Below are 23,076 nucleotides of genomic sequence, written 5' to 3' on the forward strand. Positions count from 1 at the left end.
CGGGGCGCCGACGGCGGCACTCGACCGAGGCGCTCGCGGCGTGCACGGCGTGCACGGCTAGCCGCTGGCTGGACCGCTGTGCTGGTGCTCGTGGCCGCCCTGGTGGCCAGCGCCTCGATGGTGGTCCGGATCTCCGGTGAGGTCTCGGGGTTGCGGCGCGTGTCGCCGGACCTGTGGCCGTCCGAGGTCCGGGTCGTCGACGTGGCCCGGGGGCGGATCACGATCGAGGAGGTCGAGGGCGGCCCCACCTGGTTGACGGTCGGCAAGACCTACGGCCTGGACTGGGGGACCGGGTCGGGGCAGGTCGGCACGGTCCTCGCCGACCGGGGGGACCGGGTCCGGCGGACCTTCCGCCTCCTGGAGGGCTCGCTGCCCGAAGCAGGAACGGTCGCGCGCTACTCCCGCGAGGCGTTCCCGCGGGACGCCCGGCGCGCGTTCCCGGACCGGGAGGTGCGGGAGGTGCCGGTCCCCGGAGAGGACGGGCCCCTCCCCGCATGGTTCGTGCCGGGGCGGTCGTCGAGCTGGGCGATCCTGGTGCACGGCCGAGGAGCGGCGCGTTCGGAGATGTTCCGGCTGATGCGCTCCACCGTGGCGCACGGCATGCCGTCCCTGGCCGTCACCTACCGCTCGTCCCCGGAGGCCGGCGGCGGGGAGACCGCGGTGGGGCTCACCGAGTGGCGTGACCTGGAGTCCGCCGTGCGCCTGGCCCGCACCCGAGGGGCCCGGGACGTCGTGCTCCTCGGGTCGAGCATGGGCGGCTCGATCATCGCGTCGTTCCTCGAGCGCTCCGACCTCGCCGGGCGCGCGCGGGCCGTGGTGCTCGATGCTCCGCTGCTCCAGCTCCGGCCGGCGATCGACGGCTCGGTGAGCACTCGGGGGGTGCCCGGGTTCCTCGTCACGACCAGCATCTGGGTCGAGAAGCTGCGCACCGGTGTGGACCTGGCGGCTGTCGACTACCTCGACGACACGTCCTGGCTCACGGTCCCCGCCCTGGTGTTCCACGGGACGTCCGACGGGGCGGTGCCGGCCACCACCTCTCAACGCCTCTCCGAGGCCGAGCCCGACCTGGCCACGACTCACCTGGTCGAAGGCGCCGGTCACGTCGAGTCCTGGAACTTCGCTCCTCGGCGCTACGACCGCCTGGTCCGGGAGTTCCTCCGTCGTCATGCCGACGACTGAGCCGAGCCGGTCCCTGTACCCATCCGGACGGTTCCGTAACCTCCGGGCACTCGGGGCCGTTGAAGCGGCGTCCGACCACCGCGACCGCGCGTGACGGCGGGCGCCGGGGGCAGAAGTGCGCGAGGAGACAGACGAATGACCGGGTCGCCTCCCGACAAGGGGCCCTACCAGGCGGACGACGGATCGGGGAGCCCGGCGGACGCCCCGGCCGGGCCGTGGTGGCAGCGCGGCGTCCTGGTGGCCGTCGTGGGGATGGTCGCGGTCACCGCCGTCGTCCTGACGCTCCCCGACCGAGAGGTCGAGCTCTCCACCGGTCGCGCGCCCCAGCCGTTCGTGGAGCTCGCCTTGACCAGCGCTCCGCGGGCGACCTGCGGCGACGGCTCGGTCCGGGTGCGCTTCCGCATGACCAGCCACCTGGAGGAGCGCGAGGCGCTCCGCTACCGCGTCGCCGTGGACCCCTCCGGTCCGCGCGCGGAGACCGTCCGTCGGCGGGGCAAGGTCCGGCTGGCGCCGGGCGAGTCCACGGCCGTGCGAGTCCGCCTGGCGAACGTCCCCGACGGGCCCCACGACGTCACCGTCCGGCTGCGGCACCGGCCGGAGCGCCTCAGGGTCCACTGCGACCCGTCCCGGCGCTGACAGCAGTGCCCACGTCCCGTCCGCAACGCCAGGAACCAGCAGGAGAGATCAGATGAAGCCGTCCACCGAGCTCAGGATCGGCCGCGTCCGAGGCGCGGTGCCCCGCGCCCTGCTCCCGGCACTGGTGCGCACACGCACCGCCCTCGCCTGGTCGCAGGTCAAGGTGCGCGACGACGCGCGCGAGCAGATGCGCTTCGTCCTCGAGCACACGAGGCCCGACGCCGACCTCGACGCCGCGGCGCGCGCCTACGTCGAGCGGCAGGCCTGGCGCGGTGAGCTGCGGTGGCACCTCGACCTGGTGACCGACCAGCGGGTGGAAGGGCTCGAGCACCTCCTCGCCGCTCGGGACCGTGGCCGCGGCGTCGTGCTGAGCCACATGCACCACGGCCAGTTCGAGGGAGCCATGGCGAGCATCGGTCGCCGCGGCGTCCAGCTGCACGCCATGGGCGATCCTCGCTTGCTCACTCCCGACGCCCCGGGATGGATGCAGCAGCACGCCAAGGTGGCTCAGTCGCAAGGCGCCGTACCCGTGCTGTCGACCGCCGGGACCGAGGCGATGCTCGGCATCCTCGGCGACGGCGGAGTGCTGACCATTGCCTCGGACGTGCCCGGACGCACACCCATGCGCTTCCTGGGTCGTGAGCTCATCGGGTCGTTCGGCGCGGTCCGGCTGGCCGTGGCCACCGGCGCCCAGGTGGTGGCCATGACCTCCGAGCTGCACGACGGCCCCCTGCCGGTCGTGCGCCTGCACGAGCCCCTCGACCCGGTCGACTTCCCGTCGGCCCAGAAGCTGCTCGAGACGCTGCTCGCCACGCACGAGCCGCCCATCGTCCGGTGGCCGGAGCTGTACGACATCCCGACGAGCCACTGGAGCCTGCCGGCCGCGACTCCGACCGCGCAGGAGAACGATGGATGAGCGCTGTGACGACTGAGTCACTGCGCGTCGCGGGAGGCGCCGACACCTCGGGCACCATCACGGTCGCACTGCCTCGGACAGGCGTCCCCGACCACCCGCGCGGCGACGGTCCGGCTCGCTGGACGCGCGGGACCTCGGGTGCGCTCCTCGCTTTGGCGGTCGCGCAGTCCGTGGTCGTCCTCGACCTGGACGTCCCGGTGCTCCGCGCGGCGGTCGGCCTGCTCACGGTGCTCGTCCTTCCCACCTGGGTGCTGCACGGGCGCGCGAGCTGGCCGACCGACAGTGCCGTCGCACGCTGTGCCTACGCCTTCGGCGCGAGCTTCCTCGGCGTGATGATCGTCGGGCTCGCGGTCAACACCGCGGGCCCGGCGGTGGGCGTGGACCGTCCGCTCACCCCGGCCGTGCTGGGACTCACCTGGCTGTTCCTGGACGCCGCCCTCCTGCTGTGGCGCCGCCACGTGCCGCTCCTCGAACCCGATCGGGCGCGGGAGGTGGTGCGCCGGGCCTGGGCCGCCCCCGCGGAACCGGCCCAGGTCCTGGCCCTCGCCGCGCTGCCGATGGCGGTCCTCGGTGCGATCCGGCTGAACAACGGCGCCGGGGGCGCAGTCGCGATCACGGCGCACGTGCTGGTCGTGGCGGCGTACGCCGTGCTGCTGTGCCGCCGGGGCGCACCCGGCCGGGACCTGCGTGTCCTGTACCTCGCTGCGCTGTCCCTGTTGCTCGCGACGTCCCTGCGGGGCTGGGGCATCACCGGCCACGACGTCCAGGCCGAGCACGGCGTCTACACGTTGACGGCGGACGCGCAGCACTGGTCGATGGACCTGTTGCAGAACGCCTACACCGCCTGCCTGAGCATCACGATCCTCCCGGTGGTGCTGGCCGAGGCCACCGGGCTGTCCGGCACCGTCTGGTTCAAGATCGGGTTCCAGGTGGTGTTCGCGCTCGTGCCGGTCCTGGCCTACCTCGTCTTCAGGCGCTTCGTGGCGAGGCGTCTCGCCCTGGTCGCGGCGGCGTTCGTCATCGCGTTCCCCACCTTCCACGTCGACATGCCCTACCTGGTGCGCCAGGAGATCGCCTTCCTCTTCCTCGTGCTGCTGCTGCTCGCAGCGACGGACCGAGCGATGCCCGCGAAGCGGCGCCGCGTCCTGGTGGTGGTCCTCGGCCTCGGCGTCGTGCTCTCGCACTACGCGACGACCTACCTCCTCCTCATGGCGCTGGGCGCCGGCCTGCTCCTCCTCGGGCTCACGACCCTGGTGGTGCGACCCGGCCGGAGCACCCGGGACGGGGGCGCGTTGGTGCTCCTGCGGCCCACGGTGCTCGTGCTGCTGGCCGGGTCGTCGCTCCTGTGGACCGGTCCGGCCACGGGTACGGGAGGGCATCCCCTGACGGTCGCGCAGGAAGCGATCGAGGCGCTCCTCGGGGACGAGGAGGGCGAGACCGCGGGCTCGAACGACCGCCGGTTCCTCCTGTTCGCCGGCCGGGAGGACAGCGCCGAGGACCGTCTCGCCCGGTTCGTGGACGAGACGATGGAGGCGCGGGAGGCCTACCCCCGTCGACTGGCGCTCTTCAAGGACCCGGGTCCCACCCTGACCGAGCCGGAGATCGTCGACCCGGAGGAGGCGCCGCACGGCCCGGTCGGCGAGGTCCTGGACGCCGTCGGCGTCGATCCGGGCACGGTGGTCGTCGGCCTGCGCGGGGCGAGCGCCGTGCTGCTGCAGGTGATGCTGCTGGCGGGGCTGTGGTGGCTGGCGCGTGCTGCCGTCCGCCGTCGGCGGGGCACCGAGCCCACCGACGCGGAGGGTGGGGACGGCCGACCTCCGGTCCCGGGCGTCAGCACGGAGGTCGCTTGCGTGCTGCTGGGCGTGATGGCGGCTCTCGGCCTGGTGGCGGTGGTCCCGAGCCTCTCGGTGGAGTACGGCGTGCTCCGGGCGTTCCTGCAGAGCCTCCTGTTCGTGGCTCCGGCGGCCGCGGTCGGGCTGTGGTGGCTGCTGAGCAGGCTGGGTCGCGAGCGGAGCGGGTGGATGGTCGTCGTGCCGGTCGCCCTGCTGGCGGCCCTCACCTCGGCCGGCACGGCGCTCGTGGGCGGAGGACCGGCCAAGCTCGCACTGGCCAACGCCGGCACCTACCACGAGCGCTACATCGTCGAGGACTCCGACGTGGCGGCGGTGCAGCGGTTGGAGCGCCTGCCGGACGACAGTGGTCCCTTGCCGAAGGTGTTGACACCCACGAACCACGGTGTGCGGCTGGCGCTCGCCGGTGTGCCGCGCGAGGAGATCCACGGACGCACCTTCCCGACGCTGCTGAACGTCGGCTCGTACCTCTTCGCCGACTCGCGGCTCACCGCTGACCGCGAGGACACGCTGTTCCTCGACGGCGACCGCGTGACGTACCGCTATCCGCTGCGACGGATCGACCAGCGGATGCACCTCGTCTACAGCGCGGGCGACAGCAGGATCTACCGGTGACCGTGCTCCTGCGCAGGTGGGTGGTCGGCGCACGGGCCGACCGCATGCTGACCAACTCGGCCCTGCTGTTCACCACCAGCGCCTTGATGGCCGCCTTCGGTGCGACCTTCTGGGTACTGGCGGCTCGCCTGTACCCGGCCGAGACGGTCGGCGTCGCCGGTGCGATCGTGACGGCGTCGGACACGTTGGCCCTGTTCGCACAGCTCGGTCTGAACATCGCGCTGGTGCGCACGATGCCGCGCAGCCGGCACCAGGCTGCTGACTTCACCGTCTCGGTGGTCGTCGTGGGATCCGCGGCAGCCGTCTTCGCGCTCGGCTACCTGCTGGTGCTCCCGCACACCGCGCCGCGGGTGCACGACGCGCTCGCGGGCCCCTGGGTGGGTGCGCTGTTCGTCGGGCTGGTCGCCGCGACCGCCGTGAACATGCTCACCGACAGCGTCTTCCTGGCCATCGACCGCGTCCGGTCCTACTTGTGGCTCAACGGCCTGGTGCTGGGTCTGACGAAGTGCACGCTGCCGGTGTTGCTGGCCGGCGCGGGCGTGCTGGGGCTCTACGGCTCGGCCGGCGGTGCCGCACTGCTGTGCGGAGCCGCCAGCGCTGTGGTGATCTATCGCCACCTGCCCCGCCCCAGCACGCTGCGACCCTCGCCCGAGCTGCGGCGCGCCCGCGGATTCGCGGGTGCCGGCTACGCCACGGTCGTGCTCGCGCTGACCCCTCAGCTGGTCCTGCCCCTGCTCGTGGTGAACGAGCTGGGTGCGGCGACGACGGCGTACTTCTTCGTCAGCCTCCAGGTCGTCGCGCTGCAGAACGCCGTCGTCGTCGCCGTGGGCAACTCCATGTACGCCGAGGGCGAGCGCCATCCCCACCGGCGCACGCAGGCCGTGCGACGGGGCGGGGTGACCATGGCGGTCGTCTGTACGACGAGCGCAGCCGCGGTCTGGCTGGTGGCGCCGCTCCTGCTCCGCGCCTTCGGGCAGGAGTACGCCGCGGAGGGGACGGCGACCCTGAGGGTGCTGTCGCTCTCCGTGATAGGCCTCGGGGCCAGCTACTGGGCGGCGATGCGCCTGCGGCTCGTCGACCACGCCGGCGCGATGATCGCGGCCCAGGTCATCGGCACCTCGGTGGTGCTGACCCTGAGCGTCGTCGCGGTCCCGCACGGGACGACCTGGGTCGCCGCCGCCCTGGGGGCCGGCTACCTGGTCGGCGGGCTCGCCGGGTACCTGATGAGCCGGTTCGTCGCGCCGTTGCGCGACGCCCCCCGCGCGCCCGGCACGGGTGAGCCGGGCGGCACGACCGGCGCGACGGTGGGGGCAGTGTCATGAGCCGTCGTCCGGCGCCAGCCCTCCGCGCGCTGCTCGTGACGTCGGCGCAGCTCGTGCTGCGTCGGGTGCTCCACCTGGTGGCTGCTGTCTGGCCGACCACGCGGCAGGTGCTGGTGTCGGGGTACCCCGAGACGGAGGGCAACGCCGTCGAGGTGGCCCGAGCACTCCTGGAGAGGTACGACGGACGGGTGGTGTGGCTCCGGGAGCCGGCCGGTCCGCACGCCGACCTCCCGGGCCACCCTCGGCTCGTCACGGTCGCGAAGGCGAGCCCGGCCGGGTTGTGGGCCTACCTGCGCTCGGAGGCGGTGTTCTTCACCCACGGGCTCTACGGCAGCCCGAGGCCGTCGTCCCGCAAGCCGTTGGTGAACCTGTGGCACGGCGACGGTCCGAAGGCGACCAGGCCGGGGCAGGGGGCCGGGTCGCTCATCCCCAGCACCTGGCTGGTCTCCGGCACCCGCCTGTTCGGCGAGCTGAAGGCCGCGGCCTTCGAGCTCCCGCAGGAGCGGCTGCTCGTCACCGGCAACCCCCGCACCGACCAGCTGTGGCGGATGCCTGCCTCCCCGGCCTTGGCGGAGCTCGGGATCACCGCTCCGTTCGTGCTGTGGATGCCGACCTTCCGTGCGACGAAGCAGGGCGACGGTTTCCGAGCCTGGTCCGAGGGCGGGGCCACGATCGGTGTGGCGGAGGTCCGCCCCCTGCTGGACCGGCTAGCGGCCCGCGGCGTCCAGCTGGTCGTGAAACCGCACCCGCTGGACGTCGAGGAGCGCCGGGGCCCGGGAGTGGTGACCGTGACGAACGAGGAGCTCGCACGCGTCGGCGTGCCGCTCTACTCGCTCCTGGGCGCCTCGGCCGGGCTGGTCACGGACTACTCGAGCGTCTGGGTGGACTACCTGCTGCTGGACCGGCCGATGGCGTTCTTCGTGCCGGACCAGGAGACCTACGCGCGGGGACTGGCGCCGGCCGACGTGCTGGAGTGGCTGCCGGGGGAGCTGGTGGGTGGTCACGCACCCTTCGAGCGGTTCCTGGCCGACCTCGAGGTCGACGGGCGTCGCGACGCCTGGTTGCGCGAGCGGGTGGCCGACCGGGTCGGCCTGCACCGGAGCCGCCGGTGCGCCGACGACCTCCTCGACGCTCTCGAGCGGGCCGGGGTGCTGCGTCTCCGCCCGGCGCCGGCACTGCGGACGAGCTGACGCGTCACCTGGCCGCGAGCCGCGCGCCAGCCCGCGCCCGGATCGTCGCCAGGCCCCAGACGGCGCGCGCCAGGACCCGCGCCCGGCGGACGCGACCGGCCCTGAGCGCGTCGAGGACGGGCCGGTCCGCGCGCCGTACGTCGCCGCGTGCGGCCGCTGCCCTCGCCAGCAGCCACTGCACGTCGGGCTCCGCCAGCGAGCCGCTGAGCGCGGCCACCGGGTCCACCCCGGTCGGGACCGTCCGCGAGCACTCCACGGCGATGCTCCAGCCGAGGAGCGCGCCCAGGACGGTGCGGGCGTCGTCGTCGAGCCGCCAGGCTGCCAGCTGGTCGGTCAGGCGCCGGGCCAGCTGCGCGCGGAACGGGAGGTCGGGCGCCTGGGGCCGGTTGGTCAGGCGGTCGGCGCTGTGCTGGACGTAGTGGTACTGCGTCGAGGGGATGAAAGCGGCCTGAGGGACGACCTGCATCACGTCGAGGTTGAACATCATGTCCTCGAACAGGGAGCACGCCGGGTCGAACCGGAGCCCGTGCTCCTCGAGGACCGAGCGCAGGTAGAGCTTGTTCCAGCAGTAGCCCATCGCCCAGATGAACGCCTGCGGACGCTCCAGCGTGCCCGGGGCCGCCGGGACGAGCGTGACGTCGTCCACCGGACTGGAGGGAACGGCCAGCACCCCTGCCCCGCCCGCGTGGACGTCGACCACGTGACCGGCCGCCACCAGGGGGACCCCGGTCCGCTGCGCCACCCGCAGCATGTCCTCGATCCAGGCCGGCTCGGCGTGGTCGTCACCGTCCATGAAGGCCACGTAGGGGGCATCGACGGCCGCCAGCCCGGCGTTGCGTGCGCGCGCGGCGCCGACGTTGCGCGGCAACCGGAGGACGCGCACCCGGCGGTCGGCGCAGGCGTGCCGCCGGCACACCGCCGGGGTCCCGTCGGTCGAGGCGTCGTCGACCACCACGATGTCGAGGTCGTCGACGGTCTGTGCCCGGACGCTCGCGAGCGCCTTGTCGAGCAGGGCAGCACGGTTGTGCGTCGTCACGACCACCGCGACGGTGCCGGTCACAGGGCCCTCCGGGGACGACGGGTGCGCGGAGCCGTCACACCGGCTCGCTCGGCCTGGGCTCGGCTCCTGGGCGCGGGCCGGGCGTTCCCCGTCGGATCGAGGTCGGTGACAGCACGTCACCACGGGGACGCATGAACGGGCGCTCGAGCAGGTGGTAGCTGGCGAGCGTCAGCGCGGCCACCGACGACAGCGCGACGAGGCCGAGCACCGGTCTCGGGACGCCCGGCATCTCCTCGAAGGCGGTGAGCGGCACGGTGTGCCACAGGTAGAGGCTGTAGCTGAGGCGGCCGACGTACGTCATCCAGGGATGGCTGAGCAGGGCGTGCACCCCGCCGCCGGTCACGCCGTACCCGCTGACGATGAGCACCATGGTCGCTCCGACCGCCAGCGGCACACCGACGAGGGCGTAGACCTGGTCGCTCGGCGGGGCGAGCACCACGTAGAGGCACAGCGCGGCGAGTGCGGCACCTGCGGCAGGTGCGGGCACGGACACAGGCGCTGCCTCGGGGGGACGGGACTGCAGCCAGAGCGCGAGGGCGCAACCGGCGAGCAGCTCACCGAACCGCGCCGAGGGGCCGAAGTAGAACCAGAACGCGGGCACGGCGAACGACGCCCCGTAGCAGGCCGCGCCGGCGCCGGCGGCGAGCGCCGCCGCGCGACCGGCGGTCCAACCACGCCGCTTGGCCGCGAGGAGGAGGACGGGCCAGATCAGGTAGAAGTACCACTCGACGGCCAACGACCACGTGATGTTGAACGGCTCCAGCTCCGCGACCCAGAAGCCGCCGTCCTGCTGCATCGACTTCCAGATCGAGGCGGTCTGGGTGAGCGCGACGAGTCCGCGGCGTGCCACCTCCGTCGGAGCGACGCCACTGGCCGGGACCAGCCAGTACAACGCGATGCTGCCGACCACCAGGCCGACGAGCGCCGGGTAGAGCCGTCGCACGCGCCGGGCGAGGAACGTCCGGTACTCGGCGGAGAGGCCGCCCCGCCCGTGCGAGCGCCAGAGCATCGTGGTGATGATGAAGCCGCTGAGCACGAAGAAGACGTCGACGCCGACGGCTCCGCCGTGGAAGAACGGGACGTACCAGACGAACCAGTGGAGCGCGAGGACGGCGAGGATCGCCACGGCGCGGAGGCCGTCCAGGTAGTCGAAGCGTCCTGTGCTCATCGGTTGGTCCTCGTGGTCCGGCGGCCGGCCGTCGGCGGCCTGCCCCGCCAACGAGGCGCTGGCGATTGCGTTACTGGGGCGCGACGGGGTGGGTACAGTCCGGCCCATGCGTGTTCGTGCAGGTGTCCTGGCCCTGGCCACAGCCGTGGCCGGCCTGCCGCTGGCCCTTCCCGGCACCGGCACGGCCGCGCCGGTGCCGGTCGACCGGCCGTCGGGCCAGAGTCGCGCCTCGATGCCGGCGCCCGCGACCAGGCTCCTGGTGCTGCCGGCGCGGCCTGCCGACTCGCTCGTCGACGCCTACGGCGTCGGCATCCACACGCCGTTCCTCGACACGCCGTACGCCGACGCCGGCCGGGTCGCCGACGCGCTGGCCGACCTGGGTGTCCGGCACGTCCGCGACGACCTGTTCCTGCGCAACCCGCGCCAGTACAAGGCGATCCGCACGATCGCGAAGCGCGGCATCGACTTCGACCTCATCATGGGGCGTCCCGACCGGCCGGGGACCCCCGCCGACTACGTCCGCACCCTCGCCGAGGAGCTGCCGAAGAGCGCCGTCGAGGCGGTCGAGGGCATCAACGAGTGGGACCACTTCGGCCGCGGTCGGGACTGGGCACGTGAGGCCGCCGCCTGGCAGCGGGAGCTCTACGAGAAGGTCAAGGGCACCCCCGCCACGGCGCACCTGCCCGTGCTCTCGCCGGCGCTGGCGTTCAGCCGCAACTACCTGATGCTGCCGGACCTCTCGCCGTGGTCGGACGTCGCGAACATCCACGCGTACCCCGGGGGCGAGAAGCCCGGGACCGCCCTCGACACGATGGTCGAGGCGCTGCGCGCCGTCCTCTCGCCCAAGCCCGTGGTCACGACCGAGGCCGGCTACCACAACGCCACGAGGACGACCAACGGCCACCGGCCGACGTCCGAGCGCGCCGCCGGGCTCTACCTGCCGCGGCTGCTGCTCGAGCACGTCCAGCGCGGCCAGGCGCGGGTCTACAGCTACGAGCTGATCGACGAGTTCCGGGACGCCGCGAAGACCAACCCCGAGGCCAACTTCGGCCTGCTCCGCCGCGACTGGTCGCCCAAGCCGGCGTACACCGCGATGAAGACGATGCTCGGGCTGCTCGCCGACCCCGGCCCCTCCTTCGCGCCGACGCCGCTCGACCTCGGTCTCAGCGGCTGGCCTCTCGACGGCCGCTACGTGGTCACGCAGAAGCGGGACGGGACCTACGTGGTGCTGATGTACCGCAACGACTCGGTGTGGGACACGAGCACCCGACGCGACCTCGCCCTGGACGCCACGAACGTGCGCCTGGACTTCCCGAGGTCCTACGGCATGACCGTGCACCGCCTCGGCGAGAGCGCCCAGCCGGTCCGCCGGACGAAGGGCACCTCGATCACGTTGCCGGTCGACGGGGCCGTCACCGCGCTGACGCTGGACCCCCGGGCCGGGTCGACGCGGCCGGTCACGGCACGGCTCAAGGCGCGCCCGGGGCACCGCTCGGCGACCGTGCGCTGGGAGCTCGCCGGCGCCACGAAGCGTGTCGCAGCGGTGCGGGTGAAGCGGTCGCCCGGTGGCGTCGTACGACGTCTGGGCCCGGCCGTCCGCCGCTACCGCGACACGGGCCTGGTCAACGGCCGTCGCTACACCTACACCGTCCGGGTCGTCACCCGCTCCGGCCCTGCGCCGGCCCCCCGTTCCGTGACCGTGGTCCCCGGCCGCTAGTCCTGCCGCGCCGCCGACCTTCGCTAAGGTCCGAGGTCGCGTCGGTGCCGCCCACGGTCCGCGACGCGGACCACCGCCCGACCCGACTGGAGGAACCGTGGCCGGACCCGCCACCCCCGACCTGACCGTCATCGTGCTCGCGGCAGGTGGCGGCACGCGGATGCGATCCAAGACCCCCAAGGTGCTCCACCCCGTCTGCGGGCGCAGCATGGTCGGCCACGTGCTGCACGCGGTGCGGGCCACCGAGCCGCGCCGGGTCGTCGCGGTGGTCGGCCACCAGCGCGAGCTGGTCGCGCCGCACGTGCAGCAGCTGGTCCCCGACGCGGTGCTCGCGGTGCAGGAGGACCAGCTCGGCACCGGCCACGCGGTGCGCGTCGCGGTCGAGGCGGCCGGCGGGCTCGAGCGCGGCACGGTCCTCGTGGCGTACGGCGACACCCCGCTGCTGGAGGGCGAGTCGCTGCGGGCGTTCGTGGCCGAGCACGAGGCGGCCGAGCGGGCGGTCAGCATCCTCAGCGGGATCGTGCCGACGCCGTTCGGCTACGGCCGCGTCGTCCGTGACGCCGACGGCGACGTGGTCGCGATCGTCGAGGAGAAGGACGCGACGCCCGAGCAGCGCGAGATCCGCGAGATCAACTCGGGGATCCTGGCGTTCGACGCGGCGTTCCTCGCCGAGGCGCTGCCGCGGATCGGCAACGACAACGCCAAGGGCGAGTACTACCTGACGGACACCGTGCAGCTCGCCCGCGACGCCGGCCTGACCGTCGGCGCCCACCCGCTCGAGGACGTCCTGCAGACCGAGGGCGCCAACGACCGCGCCCAGCTGGCCGAGCTCGGCCGCGAGATGAACCGCCGCATCGTCACCCGCTGGATGCGCCAGGGTGTGACCGTGATGGACCCGGCGACGACGTGGATCGATGCCGACGTCGAGCTGGCCCAGGACGTCACGATCCTCCCCGGCACCCAGCTGCTCGGCGCGACCGTCGTCGGCGAGGACGCCGTGGTCGGCCCGGACACCACGCTGGAGGACTGCGAGGTCGGCGCGGGCGCCCGCGTCGTGCGCACCCACGGCCAGCTCGCGGTCGTCGGGCCCGAGGCCAGCGTCGGTCCGTTCGCCTACCTGCGCCCCGGCACCAAGCTGGGGGAGGGCGGCAAGATCGGCACCTTCGTGGAGACCAAGAACGCCGACCTCGCGGCGGGCGCCAAGGTCCCGCACCTGTCGTACGTCGGCGATGCCTCGATCGGCGAGGGCACCAACATCGGGGCCGGCACGATCTTCGCCAACTACGACGGGGTCGCCAAGCACCGCACGACCGTCGGCCGGCACGCCCGGACCGGCTCGAACAACACCTTCGTCGCGCCGGTCACCATCGGCGACGGCGCGGGCACCGGCGCGGGGACCGTCGTACGCCGTGACGTCCCGGCGGGTGCCCTGGCCGTCAGCGCCGGGCCCCAGCGCGACCTCGAGGGCTGGACGTTGCGCAAGCGGCCGGGGACCGCCCAGGCGGCCGCCGCAGAGGCGGCAGGAGATCCCGCTCACAAAACGCCTGCCGCGGGGATGGACGGAGTTGGGGACAGCTCCTCGGGAGGGGCAGAATCCTGAGGCACGCACCTCCGGCGACTCAGGGAGCTCCACCATGACCGGAATGAAGAAGACCACCGAGAAGAACCTCATGGTCTTCAGTGGTCGGGCCCACCCCGAGCTGGCCGAGGAGGTGGCGGGGATCCTCGGCACCGACCTGGTGCCGACGTCGGCGTACGAGTTCGCGAACTCCGAGATCTACGTCCGCTACGAGGAGTCCGTCCGCGGCTGCGACGCCTTCGTGCTCCAGAGCCACACCGCTCCGATCAACGAGTGGATCATGGAGCACCTGATCATGGTCGACGCGCTCAAGCGCGCGAGCGCGAAGCGGATCACCGTGGTCATGCCGTTCTACGGCTACGCCCGCCAGGACAAGAAGCACCGCGGGCGCGAGCCGATCTCCGCGCGGCTGATGGCCGACCTGTTCAAGACCGCCGGCGCCGACCGGCTGATCTCGGTCGACCTCCACGCCGACCAGATCCAGGGCTACTTCGACGGCCCCGTCGACCACCTCATGGCGCTGCCGATCCTGACCCAGCACGTCAAGGAGAAGTACGGCGACCAGGAGCTGTGCGTCGTCTCCCCGGACGCCGGCCGGATTAAGGTCGCGGAGCGGTGGTCGGCCAAGCTCGGCGGCGCGCCGCTGGCGTTCATCCACAAGACCCGCCGCACCGACCGCCCGAACGAGACCGTCGCCAACCGCGTCGTCGGCGAGGTCGCCGGCAAGATGTGCGTGCTGACCGACGACATGATCGACACCGGCGGCACGATCGTGAAGGCCGCCGAGGCGCTCATGAACGACGGAGCCGCGGGCGTGATCATCGCCGCGACGCACGCGATCCTCTCCGACCCCGCGGTCGACCGGCTCAAGAACAGCCCGGCCGTCGAGGTCATCGTGACCAACACGCTGCCGATCGCCCCCGAGCGCGAGTTCGACAAGCTGACGATCCTCTCGATCGCCCCGCTGGTCGCCCGCGCCATCCGCGAGGTCTTCGAGGACGGCTCGGTGACCTCGATGTTCGACGGCCACGCCTGAGCCCACCCGCCCCGCCGGCGGCCACTTCGATCGCCGCCGATTGGTCTCGCCGCGGTCGCTTCCCTAGACTGCTGCGGTTGCCTCGGCGAGGGAGTGTCCGGCCGCACCGGCTGTGGACGGCTCCGTGATCGACAGGGCTGGTCGTGCCTCCGGGTGTGCCGCGCCGTCGAGCCGAGGCCCCGAGCCGCACGAACCAGACCCACGTACGAGGAGGGCCACGATGGCCAGCGAGAAGATCACCGCCGAGAAGCGGACCGAGTTCGGCAAGGGTGCCGCCCGCCGCATCCGCCGCGAGAACAAGGTGCCCGCCGTCATCTACGGCCACGGCAACGACCCGATCCACGTCACCCTGCCGGGCCACGCCACCATGCTCGCGCTCAAGCACGGCGGCGCCAACGCGCTGCTCGAGCTCGACATCGAGGGCGACACCCAGCTCGCGCTGACCAAGCAGGTCCAGATCGACCCGATCAAGCGCCACCTCGAGCACGTCGACTTCGTCGCCGTCGTGCGCGGCGAGAAGGTCACCGTCGACATCCCCGTCCTCGTGACCGGCGAGGCCGCCAAGGAGACGCTCGTCGTCACCGAGAACGCCACCGTCTCCATCGAGGCCGAGGCCACCCACATCCCCGAGTCCATCGAGGTCTCGGTCGAGGGCCTCGAGGCCGGCACCCAGATCCTCGCCTCGCAGCTCGAGCTGCCCTCCGGCTCGACCCTGCTGGTCGACGGCGAGACCCTCGTCGTCAACATCACCGAGCAGGTCTCCGCCGAGGCGCTCGAGGCCGAGCTGGCCGACGCCGAGGCCGACGCCGGCATCGAGCGCGACGAGTCCGAGGAGACCGACGGCGACGCCTCGGCCGCCGGTGCCGAGGCCGACGCGGCCGGCGACGCGCAGGCCGCCGACTCCGAGTAAGACACCCCCGAGCAGGGCACGACGTACGACGTGCGCCTGTTCGGAACCAGGAAGGGCCGGGACCCCGTGACCGACACCGCTACCCCCGTGTGGCTCGTCGTCGGTCTCGGGAATCCCGGCCCGACCTATGCCGGTCACCGGCACAACATCGGCTACCTCGTCGCCGACGAGCTGGCCTCGCGGATGGGCTCGTCCTTCCGCGCCCACAAGTCCGGCCGCGCCGACGTCGTGGAGGGGCGCTTCGGTGCCCCCGGCTCGGACCAGGCGCGGGTCGTCCTGGCCCGGCCACGGTCGTACATGAACGAGGTCGGCGGCCCGGTCAAGGCGCTCGCCACCTTCTACAAGGTGCCGCCCGAGCGGGTGGTCGCGATCCACGACGAGCTCGACATCCCCTTCGACACGATGCGGGCCAAGCTCGGCGGCGGCGACAACGGGCACAACGGGCTGAAGTCGATGCGATCGTCCCTCGGCACCGGCGACTTCCACCGGCTCCGCGTCGGCATCGGCCGCCCCCCGGGCCGGCAGGAGGTCGCGGACTTCGTGCTGTCGAACTACTCCGCGGCCGAGCGCAAGGTGCTGCCCTTCCAGGTCGACACCGCCGCGGACGCCGTCGAGTGCCTGGTGCTCGAGGGGCTCGAGCGGACGCAGCAGAAGTTCAACTCGTGACCGGCTCTCCGCCGGCGCCCGTGCGCGCCGTGCTGGTCGACGCCGACGGCGTGCTGCAGGTCAACCCGCCGGGCTGGCTGGAGACGCTGCAGGCGCTCGTGCCCGAGGGGTCGGGGAAGAAGTTCACCGACCACCTCTTCGAGGCCGAGCAGGCCGCGATGACCGGCCGCCGGTCCTTCCGCGACGTCGTCGCCGAGGTGCTCGACCACTGGGGCGTCCCCGATCGCGCCGACGACCTGGTCGAGCACTACCACCACATCGAGGTCGTCACCGACACCGCCGAGGTCGTCCGGGACCTGCGCGAGGCGGGCGTCCCCGTCCACCTCGCGACCAACCAGCACGACCTGCGCACGGCGTACATGCGTGAGGAGCTGGGGTACGGCGACCTCCTCGACTCCACCTTCTCCTCCTGCGAGCTCGGCGTGACCAAGGACGACCCCGCGTTCTTCGGGCGCATCGTCGAGCAGCTCGACCTCGAGCCGGGCCAGGTGCTGCTCGTCGACGACAAGGACCGCTTCGTCGAGGCCGCCCAGGACGCCGGCCTCCGAGGTGTCGTCTGGACCGTCGACGACGGACCCGACGCCCTCCGCTCGCGCCTGCGCGAGCACGGCCTCCCGCTCTGACCGCCGCCGCTCGCCGCGGCTGGTCGAGGAAGGCGCGCAGCGCCTGTCTCGAGACGCGGTGATCTTGCGCGGCGCCTCACGCCACTCGTCGGCGCCACCTGGTCCTCCCGGTGCGGCCGGGTCCTAGGCTGACGCCCGTGACCTTCGACGCCGGTGCCCCGCCCGAGTCCGCTGCCCACGACGACCACGTCCTGGCGACGTGGCTGGCCACGGTGGCCGGTGAGCGGCTGCTGGAGGTCCGCGGGGAGGGCCTCGAGGGCAAGGAGCTCAAGGACGCGGGCGACCGGGCCGCGCACGAGCTGCTGATGCAGCTCATCGCCGAGCACCGGCCCGACGACGCGGTGCTCTCGGAGGAGGGCAAGGACGACAAGGCCCGCCTGCAGAAGGACCGGGTCTGGATCGTCGACCCGCTCGACGGGACGCGCGAGTTCTCCGAGGTGCCGCGCGACGACTGGGCCGTCCACGTCGCGCTGTGGCAGGACGGCGACCTGGTGGCCGGCGCGGTCGCGCAGCCGGCGCTGGGGGAGACGTTCAACACCGGCCAGCCGCCGGTCGTGCCGGCGCGCACGAGCGAGCGGCCGCGGATCGCGGTCTCGCGCAGCCGTCCGCCGGAGTTCGTCCACGCGCTGGCGCAGGAGATCGACGCCGAGCTGGTGCCGATGGGCTCCGCGGGCGTGAAGGTCATCAGCGTCGCCCGCGACGTCACCGACGCCTACGTGCACGCCGGCGGCCAGTACGAGTGGGACTCCGCGGCCCCCGTCGCCGTCGCCCGCGCGGCCGGCCTGTTCACCAGCCGCGTCGACGGCACGCCGCTGGAGTACAACCAGGAGGACGTCTACCTCCCCGACCTCATCGTGTGCCGGCCCGAGCTGGCCGAGCAGATCGTGGAGTTCGTCAAGCGGTACGGCGTCGCCTGACCGGTCCGGGCGCACACTGGCCGGGTGGAGCAGGCCGAGGTCCTCGAGCAGCCCGGCGGGGCGCCGGTGCGGCGGCGTACGCGCCTGCTCCTGGCGGCGGCCGCGGTGCTCCTGCTGCTCGGCTGGGCCGGTGACCGCGAGCTGCGGGAGCGCGAGGAGCGGGCGGTCGAGGGCTGCGGGGAGGCGGCGGCCGCCGCGACCGCACGCACGGACGCCTCGATGGCGATGATCCGCGCCTACGTCCAGCCCGCGCTGCTCTCGGTGCCGGCGGGCAGCAGCCAGGACGGGTTCTTCGCGCTGGTCGCCGAGGAGGCCGCCGAGGCGGAGCCGAGGGTGCGCGCGGCCCTGGACACGTGCCGCGAGGTCGACGTGCTGCCCGTGCACCGCGGCCTGCGCGAGCGATCCGACGCGTACGCCGCCCACCTGGCCGCCCGTGCCGACTGGCTCGCGGAGATCGCTGCGGACGGCCGCGCCTACTACCGCGACCGCCCCGAGCTCGCCCGCCTGCGGACCGCCGCGTTCGGGGACCGGTCGTAGGATCGGGTACCGCCCCCGTGCCGCCCCGGCCCGGGGCGTTCGTGCTGCACGGCCCTGGCGGGCCGACAGGCAGCCACCCGAGAACCACCCCACAGGAGCACCGTGAGCCTCACCGGCCTGGCCGACGTCGTCCTCGCCGACCCCACCCTCGCCGCCGCGGTGGAGGACGCCCGCGGCGGAGCCGTGCGGGCGCTGGACCTGACCGGCCCGGAGGCGCTGCGGCCGTTCGTGGTGACCGGCCTGGTCCGCGCGGGCCGCACGGTCCTGGCGGTCACCGCGACCTCCCGCGAGGCCGAGGACCTGGTCGAGGCGCTCGGCTGCTTCCTCGACCCCAGCACGGTCGCCTACTACCCGAGCTGGGAGACGCTGCCGCACGAGCGGCTCAGCCCTCGCAGCGACACCGTCGGCCGCCGGCTGGCCGTGCTGCGCCGCCTGGTCCACCCCGGCGACGACGCCACCAACGGCCCGCTCCAGGTGGTCGTGGCGCCGGTGCGCAGCGTGCTCCAACCGCAGGTCAAGGGCCTCGGCGACCTCGAGCCGGTCGAGCTGGTGCCGGGCGACACGGCCCCTCTCGACGACGTCGTGCGGCGCCTGGCGGACGCGGCGTACACGCGCGTGGACCTGGTGGAGAAGCGCGGCGAGTTCGCCGTGCGCGGCGGCATCGTCGACGTGTTCCCGCCGACCGAGGAGCACCCGCTGCGCGTGGAGTTCTGGGGTGACGACGTCGAGGAGATCCGCAGCTTCTCCGTCGCCGACCAGCGCACCATGGACAAGGCCGACCGGCTCTGGGCGCCGCCGTGCCGCGAGCTGCTGCTCACCGACGAGGTCCGCGCGCGGGCGGCCGAGCTCGGCCGGCAGCACCCGACGCTCGTCGAGCTCACCGACAAGATCGCCGCCGGCATCGCCGTCGACGGCATGGAGTCCCTGGCGCCGGTGCTCGTCGACGAGATGGAGCTGCTCGTCGACCTGATGCCGGTCGACACCCACGTGCTGGTGCTCGACCCGGAGCGGGCGCGCGGCCGGGCGCACGACCTGGTCGCGACGAGCGAGGAGTTCCTCGGTGCGAGCTGGGCGGCGGCCGCCAGCGGCGGGACCGCGCCGATCGACCTCGGCGCGGCGTCGTACCGCTCGCTCTCCGACGTCCGCGAGCACGCTTTGGACCAGCACAAGCCGTGGTGGACGATGAGCCCCTTCGGCATCGGCGACGACGCGAGCGGCCCGGTGACCGACGTCGACGCGATCGACGGCGCGGTGCCGAGCCGGGCGCTGCCGATGCACCCGGTCGACGCCTACCGCGGCGACCTCGAGCGCGCGGTCAAGGACATCGGGACCTGGCTCGCCGAGGGCTACCGCACCGTCGTCGCCCACCCCGGCCACGGCCCCGCGAACCGGATGGTCGAGGTGCTCGCCGAGCACGACGTGCCCGCCCGGCTGGTCGAGGACCTCTCCGAGCCGCCGGCGACCGACGTCGTCACCGTCACCTGCGCCTCGGCGGCGCACGGCTTCGTCGACGAGCAGGGCCGCACGGTGCTGCTCACGGGCGAGGACCTCACCGGCCAGAAGTCCTCCACCCGCGACATGCGCAAGATGCCCGCGCGACGCAAGAAGCAGATCGACCCGCTGGAGCTCAAGGCCGGCGACTACGTCGTCCACGAGCAGCACGGCGTGGGCCGGTTCGTGGAGATGAAGCAGCGCGAGGTCGGCGGCGCGGTCCGCGAGTACCTCGTGCTGGAGTACGGCGCCTCCAAGCGCGGCGGTCCGGCCGACCGGCTCTACGTGCCGGCCGACGCGCTCGACCAGGTCACCCGCTACGTCGGCGGCGAGCAGCCGAGCCTGGACCGCCTCGGCGGCGCCGACTGGGCCAAGCGCAAGGGCCGCGCCCGCAAGGCCGTGCGCGAGATCGCCGCCGAGCTGATCAAGCTCTACGCCGCGCGGCAGGCCACGCAGGGCTACGCCTTCGGGCCGGACACGCCGTGGCAGCGCGAGCTCGAGGACGCCTTCCCGTTCCAGGAGACGCCCGACCAGCTCAGCACGGTCGACGAGGTCAAGGAGGACATGCGCCGCACGATCCCGATGGACCGGCTGATCTGCGGCGACGTCGGCTACGGCAAGACCGAGATCGCGGTGCGCGCGGCGTTCAAGGCGGTGCAGGACGGCAAGCAGGTGGCCGTCCTCGTGCCGACCACGCTGCTGGTCACCCAGCACCTGTCGACCTTCGCCGAGCGGATGGCCGGCTTCCCGGTCGTGCTCAAGGCGCTCTCGCGCTTCCAGAGCGACAAGGAGGCCGCGGAGGTGCTGGCCGGCGCCGCCGACGGCAGCATCGACATCGTCGTGGGCACCCACCGGCTGCTCAACCCCGACATCCGGTTCAAGGACCTCGGGCTGATCATCGTCGACGAGGAGCAGCGCTTCGGCGTCGAGCACAAGGAGCAGATGAAGCGGCTCCGCACCTCCGTCGACGTGCTGTCGATGTCGGCCACGCCGATCCCCCGCACGCTTGAGATGGCGATCACCGGCATCCGCGAGATGTCGACGATCACCACGCCGCCGGAGGAACGGCACCCGGTGCTCACCTACGTCGGCGCCTACGAGGACCGCCAGGTGGTGGCCGCCGTACGCCGTGAGCTGCTGCGCGAGGGCCAGGTCTTCTACATCCACAACCGGGTCAACTCCATCGAGAAGGCGGCCGCGAAGATCCGCGAGCTCGTCCCCGAGGCCCGGGTGGCCACCGCGCACGGCCAGATGAACGAGAAGCAGCTCGAGCAGGTGATGCTCGACTTCTGGGAGAAGCGCTTCGACGTGCTGGTGTGCACGACGCTGGTCGAGTCCGGCCTGGACGTCTCCAACGCCAACACGATGATCATCGAGCGCGCCGACACCCTCGGGCTCTCCCAGCTGCACCAGCTGCGCGGCCGCGTCGGCCGGTCCCGCGAGCGCGCCTACGCCTACTTCCTCTACCCGGCCGAGAAGCCGCTGACCGAGACCGCGCACGAGCGGCTCGCGACGCTGGCGCAGCACTCCGACCTCGGCGGCGGCATGGCGATCGCGATGAAGGACCTCGAGATCCGCGGCGCGGGCAACCTGCTCGGCGGCGAGCAGTCCGGCCACATCGCCGACGTCGGCTTCGACCTCTACGTCCGCCTCGTCGGCGAGGCGGTCACGGAGTTCAAGGGCGAGGCGGAGCCGGAGCTCAACGAGGTCCGCATCGAGCTGCCGGTCGACGCCCACCTGCCGCACGACTACATCCCCAGCGAGCGGCTGCGGCTGGAGGTCTACAAGCGGTTGGCCGAGGTCCGCAGCGACGAGGACGTCGACCAGATCAACGAGGAGCTCGTCGACCGGTACGGCGAGCCGCCCGAGGTCGTCGCCTCGCTGCTGCTCGTCGCGAGGTTCCGCGCCCGGGCCCGCAAGGCCGGGATCGGCGAGGTCACGATCGCCGGCAAGAACGTCCGGTTCGCGCCGGTCAGCCTGCCGGAGTCGCGGGTGGTCCGGCTCAACCGGATGTACCCCAGGTCGATCGTCAAGGCCAACCTCGACACGATCCTCGTGCCGCGCCCGCAGACCGCGGTCGTGGGTGGCAGGCCCATCGCCGGCATCGCCCTGCTTCAATGGGCCCACGGTGTGATCGACGCCTTCGTCGACCCGCCGGAGAGCAGCAGCTCGAAGACCAGCTGACCCCACGACCGGGCCCCCGGTCCACCTCGCAGGAGACGCCGTGAAGCGAACCCGTCCCCTCCTCGGCCTCGCCGCCGCCACCCTGCTCGCCTCGGGCGCGCTCACCGGGTGCGGCGTCGCGGGCACCGGCTTCTCGCCGGGCGTCGCCGCCGAGGTCGGGGACACCTCGATCACGACCGACCGCGTGGACGAGGTCGCGGCGTCGTACTGCGACGCCCTGCGCCCGCAGCTCGAGGGCCAGGTCGTGCCGCAGCGCTACCTCAACGGCAGCGTCGCCGGCCAGCTCGCGCTCGCGGCCGCTGCGGAGCAGCTCGCCGCGGAGCACGGCGTCGAGCCGGGGGAGCAGCACGCCGCGCAGGTCACCCAGCTCCGTCGCGCCGTCGCCGAGCTGCCCGAGGACCAGCAGGACGCCGTCCTCGAGGTCGAGTCGGCCGGCAGCCTGGTCAGCGACCTGGTGATCGGCGTCGGCCGGGCGCTGGCCGCGGACGAGGGGCTCGCGGACCCGACCGACGAGCAGGTCGCCGAGCTCGGCAACCAGGCGCTGGTCGACTGGATCGGTGAGCACGACGTCGACGTCAACCCCCGCTACGGCGTCGACCTGAGCGACGGCCAGCCGGTCCGCACCGACAGCGAGACCTCGGTCGCGGTCAGCGACCTCGCCGCCGCGGCGACGGCCGAGTCGCCCGACCAGGAGTACGCCGCCACGCTGCCCGAGTCGCAGCGCTGCGGCTGACCCGCCGCCCGTGACTGTGCGCGCCGAGCCCGCGGAGCCGGCCGGCCCGGCCGAGCCGCTCCTGGAGTTCCTGGCCGTCATGCGGCGGCTGCGCGCCGAGTGCGGCTGGAAGCGGGCCCAGACCCACCGCTCGCTCGCGCGGTACCTCCTCGAGGAGACCCACGAGACGCTCGAGGCGATCGACGTCGGCGAGGAGACCGGCGACTGGTCGCACCTGCGCGAGGAGCTGGGCGACCTGCTGCTCCAGGTCTACTTCCACGCCGTCGTCGCCGAGGAGCGCGGAGCCTTCACGATCGACGACGTCGCCGCCGACGTGACCGCCAAGATGCACCGCCGCAACCCGCACGTCTTCGGGTCGACGGCCGACGCCGCGGGCGTCGACGCCGACGACCCGGCCGCGGTCAACGACGCCTGGGAGGCGGCGAAGGCGACCGAGAAGCAGCGGATCTCGGTCACCGAGGGGCTGCCGCCGGGGCTGCCCGCGCTGCTGCTGGCCGACAAGGTGCTCGACCGGCTCGAGCGGGCCGGCACGCCGGCGGCGTACGAGCACGCGGCGGGCGACGACGGAGCGGGCGGCGACGGAGCAGGCGACGACGGGGCGGGCGACGACGGGGCGGGCGACGACGGGGCGGGCGCCCACCTCGGCGACCGGCTGCTCGCGCTCGTCGCCGAGGCGCGGTCGACCGGCACCGACCCCGAGCAGGCGCTGCGGGACGCGGTGCGGCGGGTCGTCGGGCGCTCCTAGGC

At 73.3% G+C, this 23,076-nt stretch carries 19 protein-coding genes; 17 read left to right on the top strand and 2 right to left on the bottom strand.

Annotated features, from left to right (window positions below; genetic code table 11):
* Positions 1-78 precede the first annotated feature (78 nt).
* From H7344_RS08255 to H7344_RS08280, 6 genes are all read left to right on the top strand, one after another.
* The gene (locus tag H7344_RS08255; RefSeq protein WP_186345553.1) at positions 79-1,179 is read left to right on the top strand and encodes an alpha/beta hydrolase; all 1,101 of its coding nucleotides are present in this window, start codon (positions 79-81) and stop codon (positions 1,177-1,179) included.
* Between the two features lie 135 nt (positions 1,180-1,314).
* The gene (locus H7344_RS08260) at positions 1,315-1,815 is read left to right on the top strand and encodes a hypothetical protein (RefSeq protein ID WP_186345554.1); all 501 of its coding nucleotides are present in this window, start codon (positions 1,315-1,317) and stop codon (positions 1,813-1,815) included.
* Between the two features lie 52 nt (positions 1,816-1,867).
* On the top strand, positions 1,868-2,731 hold the full coding sequence (locus H7344_RS08265; protein ID WP_186345555.1) for a lysophospholipid acyltransferase family protein: 864 nt from the start codon (positions 1,868-1,870) through the stop codon (positions 2,729-2,731).
* Positions 2,732-2,736: 5 nt separating this feature from the next.
* Positions 2,737-5,196: a hypothetical protein gene (locus H7344_RS08270; RefSeq protein WP_186345556.1), complete on the top strand. Its 2,460-nt coding sequence runs from the start codon at positions 2,737-2,739 to the stop codon at positions 5,194-5,196.
* A complete protein-coding gene (locus H7344_RS08275) occupies positions 5,193-6,518 on the top strand; it encodes a lipopolysaccharide biosynthesis protein (protein ID WP_186345557.1) in 1,326 nt (441 codons plus the stop codon). Before H7344_RS08270 ends, H7344_RS08275 begins: the two co-directional genes overlap by 4 nt.
* A complete protein-coding gene (locus tag H7344_RS08280; RefSeq protein WP_186345558.1) occupies positions 6,515-7,708 on the top strand; it encodes a CDP-glycerol glycerophosphotransferase family protein in 1,194 nt (397 codons plus the stop codon). The genes H7344_RS08275 and H7344_RS08280 overlap by 4 nt, the downstream gene beginning before the upstream one ends.
* A 4-nt stretch (positions 7,709-7,712) precedes the next feature.
* On the opposite strand, the gene H7344_RS08285 is transcribed toward H7344_RS08280, so the two are convergent.
* Positions 7,713-8,768 carry a glycosyltransferase family 2 protein gene (locus H7344_RS08285; protein WP_186345559.1) on the bottom strand — a complete coding sequence of 352 codons (1,056 nt, stop codon included), beginning with the start codon at positions 8,766-8,768 and terminating at the stop codon, positions 7,713-7,715.
* Positions 8,769-8,802: 34 nt separating this feature from the next.
* Entirely contained in the window at positions 8,803-9,936 is a 1,134-nt protein-coding gene (locus tag H7344_RS08290) for an acyltransferase family protein (RefSeq protein WP_186345560.1), read from the bottom strand.
* A 106-nt stretch (positions 9,937-10,042) separates the two neighbouring features.
* On the opposite strand from H7344_RS08290, the gene H7344_RS08295 reads away from it, so the two are divergent.
* The 11 genes from H7344_RS08295 (at position 10,043) to H7344_RS08345 (ending at position 23,074) form a co-directional block, all read left to right on the top strand.
* A complete protein-coding gene (locus H7344_RS08295) occupies positions 10,043-11,653 on the top strand; it encodes a hypothetical protein (RefSeq protein ID WP_186345561.1) in 1,611 nt (536 codons plus the stop codon).
* A 97-nt stretch (positions 11,654-11,750) separates the two neighbouring features.
* Positions 11,751-13,253: a bifunctional UDP-N-acetylglucosamine diphosphorylase/glucosamine-1-phosphate N-acetyltransferase GlmU gene (gene glmU / locus H7344_RS08300; protein ID WP_268238528.1), complete on the top strand. Its 1,503-nt coding sequence runs from the start codon at positions 11,751-11,753 to the stop codon at positions 13,251-13,253.
* Positions 13,254-13,287: 34 nt separating this feature from the next.
* Positions 13,288-14,268 (top strand): ribose-phosphate diphosphokinase, encoded by a 981-nt coding sequence (locus H7344_RS08305; protein ID WP_186345562.1) that lies wholly within the window; start codon positions 13,288-13,290, stop codon positions 14,266-14,268.
* 220 nt (positions 14,269-14,488) lie between these two features.
* Positions 14,489-15,178, top strand: a complete 690-nt coding sequence (locus tag H7344_RS08310) for a 50S ribosomal protein L25/general stress protein Ctc (RefSeq protein WP_186345563.1) — start codon at positions 14,489-14,491, stop codon at positions 15,176-15,178.
* A gap of 66 nt (positions 15,179-15,244) precedes the next feature.
* Complete coding sequence (pth, locus tag H7344_RS08315) at positions 15,245-15,844, top strand: aminoacyl-tRNA hydrolase (RefSeq protein ID WP_186345564.1); 600 nt, start codon at positions 15,245-15,247, stop codon at positions 15,842-15,844.
* Positions 15,841-16,467 (top strand): HAD family hydrolase, encoded by a 627-nt coding sequence (locus tag H7344_RS08320; RefSeq protein ID WP_186345565.1) that lies wholly within the window; start codon positions 15,841-15,843, stop codon positions 16,465-16,467. Before pth ends, H7344_RS08320 begins: the two co-directional genes overlap by 4 nt.
* Positions 16,468-16,604: 137 nt before the next feature.
* A complete protein-coding gene (locus H7344_RS08325; protein WP_186345566.1) occupies positions 16,605-17,384 on the top strand; it encodes a 3'(2'),5'-bisphosphate nucleotidase CysQ in 780 nt (259 codons plus the stop codon).
* 24 nt (positions 17,385-17,408) lie between these two features.
* A complete protein-coding gene (locus H7344_RS08330; RefSeq protein WP_186345567.1) occupies positions 17,409-17,921 on the top strand; it encodes a hypothetical protein in 513 nt (170 codons plus the stop codon).
* 102 nt (positions 17,922-18,023) lie between these two features.
* Positions 18,024-21,596 carry a transcription-repair coupling factor gene (gene mfd / locus H7344_RS08335; protein WP_186345568.1) on the top strand — a complete coding sequence of 1,191 codons (3,573 nt, stop codon included), beginning with the start codon at positions 18,024-18,026 and terminating at the stop codon, positions 21,594-21,596.
* A 40-nt stretch (positions 21,597-21,636) separates the two neighbouring features.
* On the top strand, positions 21,637-22,329 hold the full coding sequence (locus tag H7344_RS08340) for a hypothetical protein (protein ID WP_186345569.1): 693 nt from the start codon (positions 21,637-21,639) through the stop codon (positions 22,327-22,329).
* A gap of 10 nt (positions 22,330-22,339) precedes the next feature.
* A complete protein-coding gene (locus tag H7344_RS08345) occupies positions 22,340-23,074 on the top strand; it encodes a MazG nucleotide pyrophosphohydrolase domain-containing protein (protein WP_186345570.1) in 735 nt (244 codons plus the stop codon).
* Positions 23,075-23,076 lie beyond the last annotated feature (2 nt).

This window comes from Nocardioides deserti (assembly GCF_014266025.1).
GTDB lineage: Bacteria > Actinomycetota > Actinomycetes > Propionibacteriales > Nocardioidaceae > Nocardioides > Nocardioides deserti.

Excerpts from the sequence above, each read along its gene's own strand:
- H7344_RS08265 (WP_186345555.1), top strand. The coding sequence starts at position 1,868 with ATGAAGCCGTCCACCGAGCTCAGGATCGGCCGCGTCCGAGGCGCGGTG.
- H7344_RS08310 (WP_186345563.1), top strand. The coding sequence starts at position 14,489 with ATGGCCAGCGAGAAGATCACCGCCGAGAAGCGGACCGAGTTCGGCAAG.
- H7344_RS08290 (WP_186345560.1), bottom strand. The coding sequence starts at position 9,936 with ATGAGCACAGGACGCTTCGACTACCTGGACGGCCTCCGCGCCGTGGCG.
- H7344_RS08305 (WP_186345562.1), top strand. The coding sequence starts at position 13,288 with ATGACCGGAATGAAGAAGACCACCGAGAAGAACCTCATGGTCTTCAGT.
- H7344_RS08295 (WP_186345561.1), top strand. The coding sequence starts at position 10,043 with ATGCGTGTTCGTGCAGGTGTCCTGGCCCTGGCCACAGCCGTGGCCGGC.
- H7344_RS08280 (WP_186345558.1), top strand. The coding sequence starts at position 6,515 with ATGAGCCGTCGTCCGGCGCCAGCCCTCCGCGCGCTGCTCGTGACGTCG.
- H7344_RS08260 (WP_186345554.1), top strand. The coding sequence starts at position 1,315 with ATGACCGGGTCGCCTCCCGACAAGGGGCCCTACCAGGCGGACGACGGA.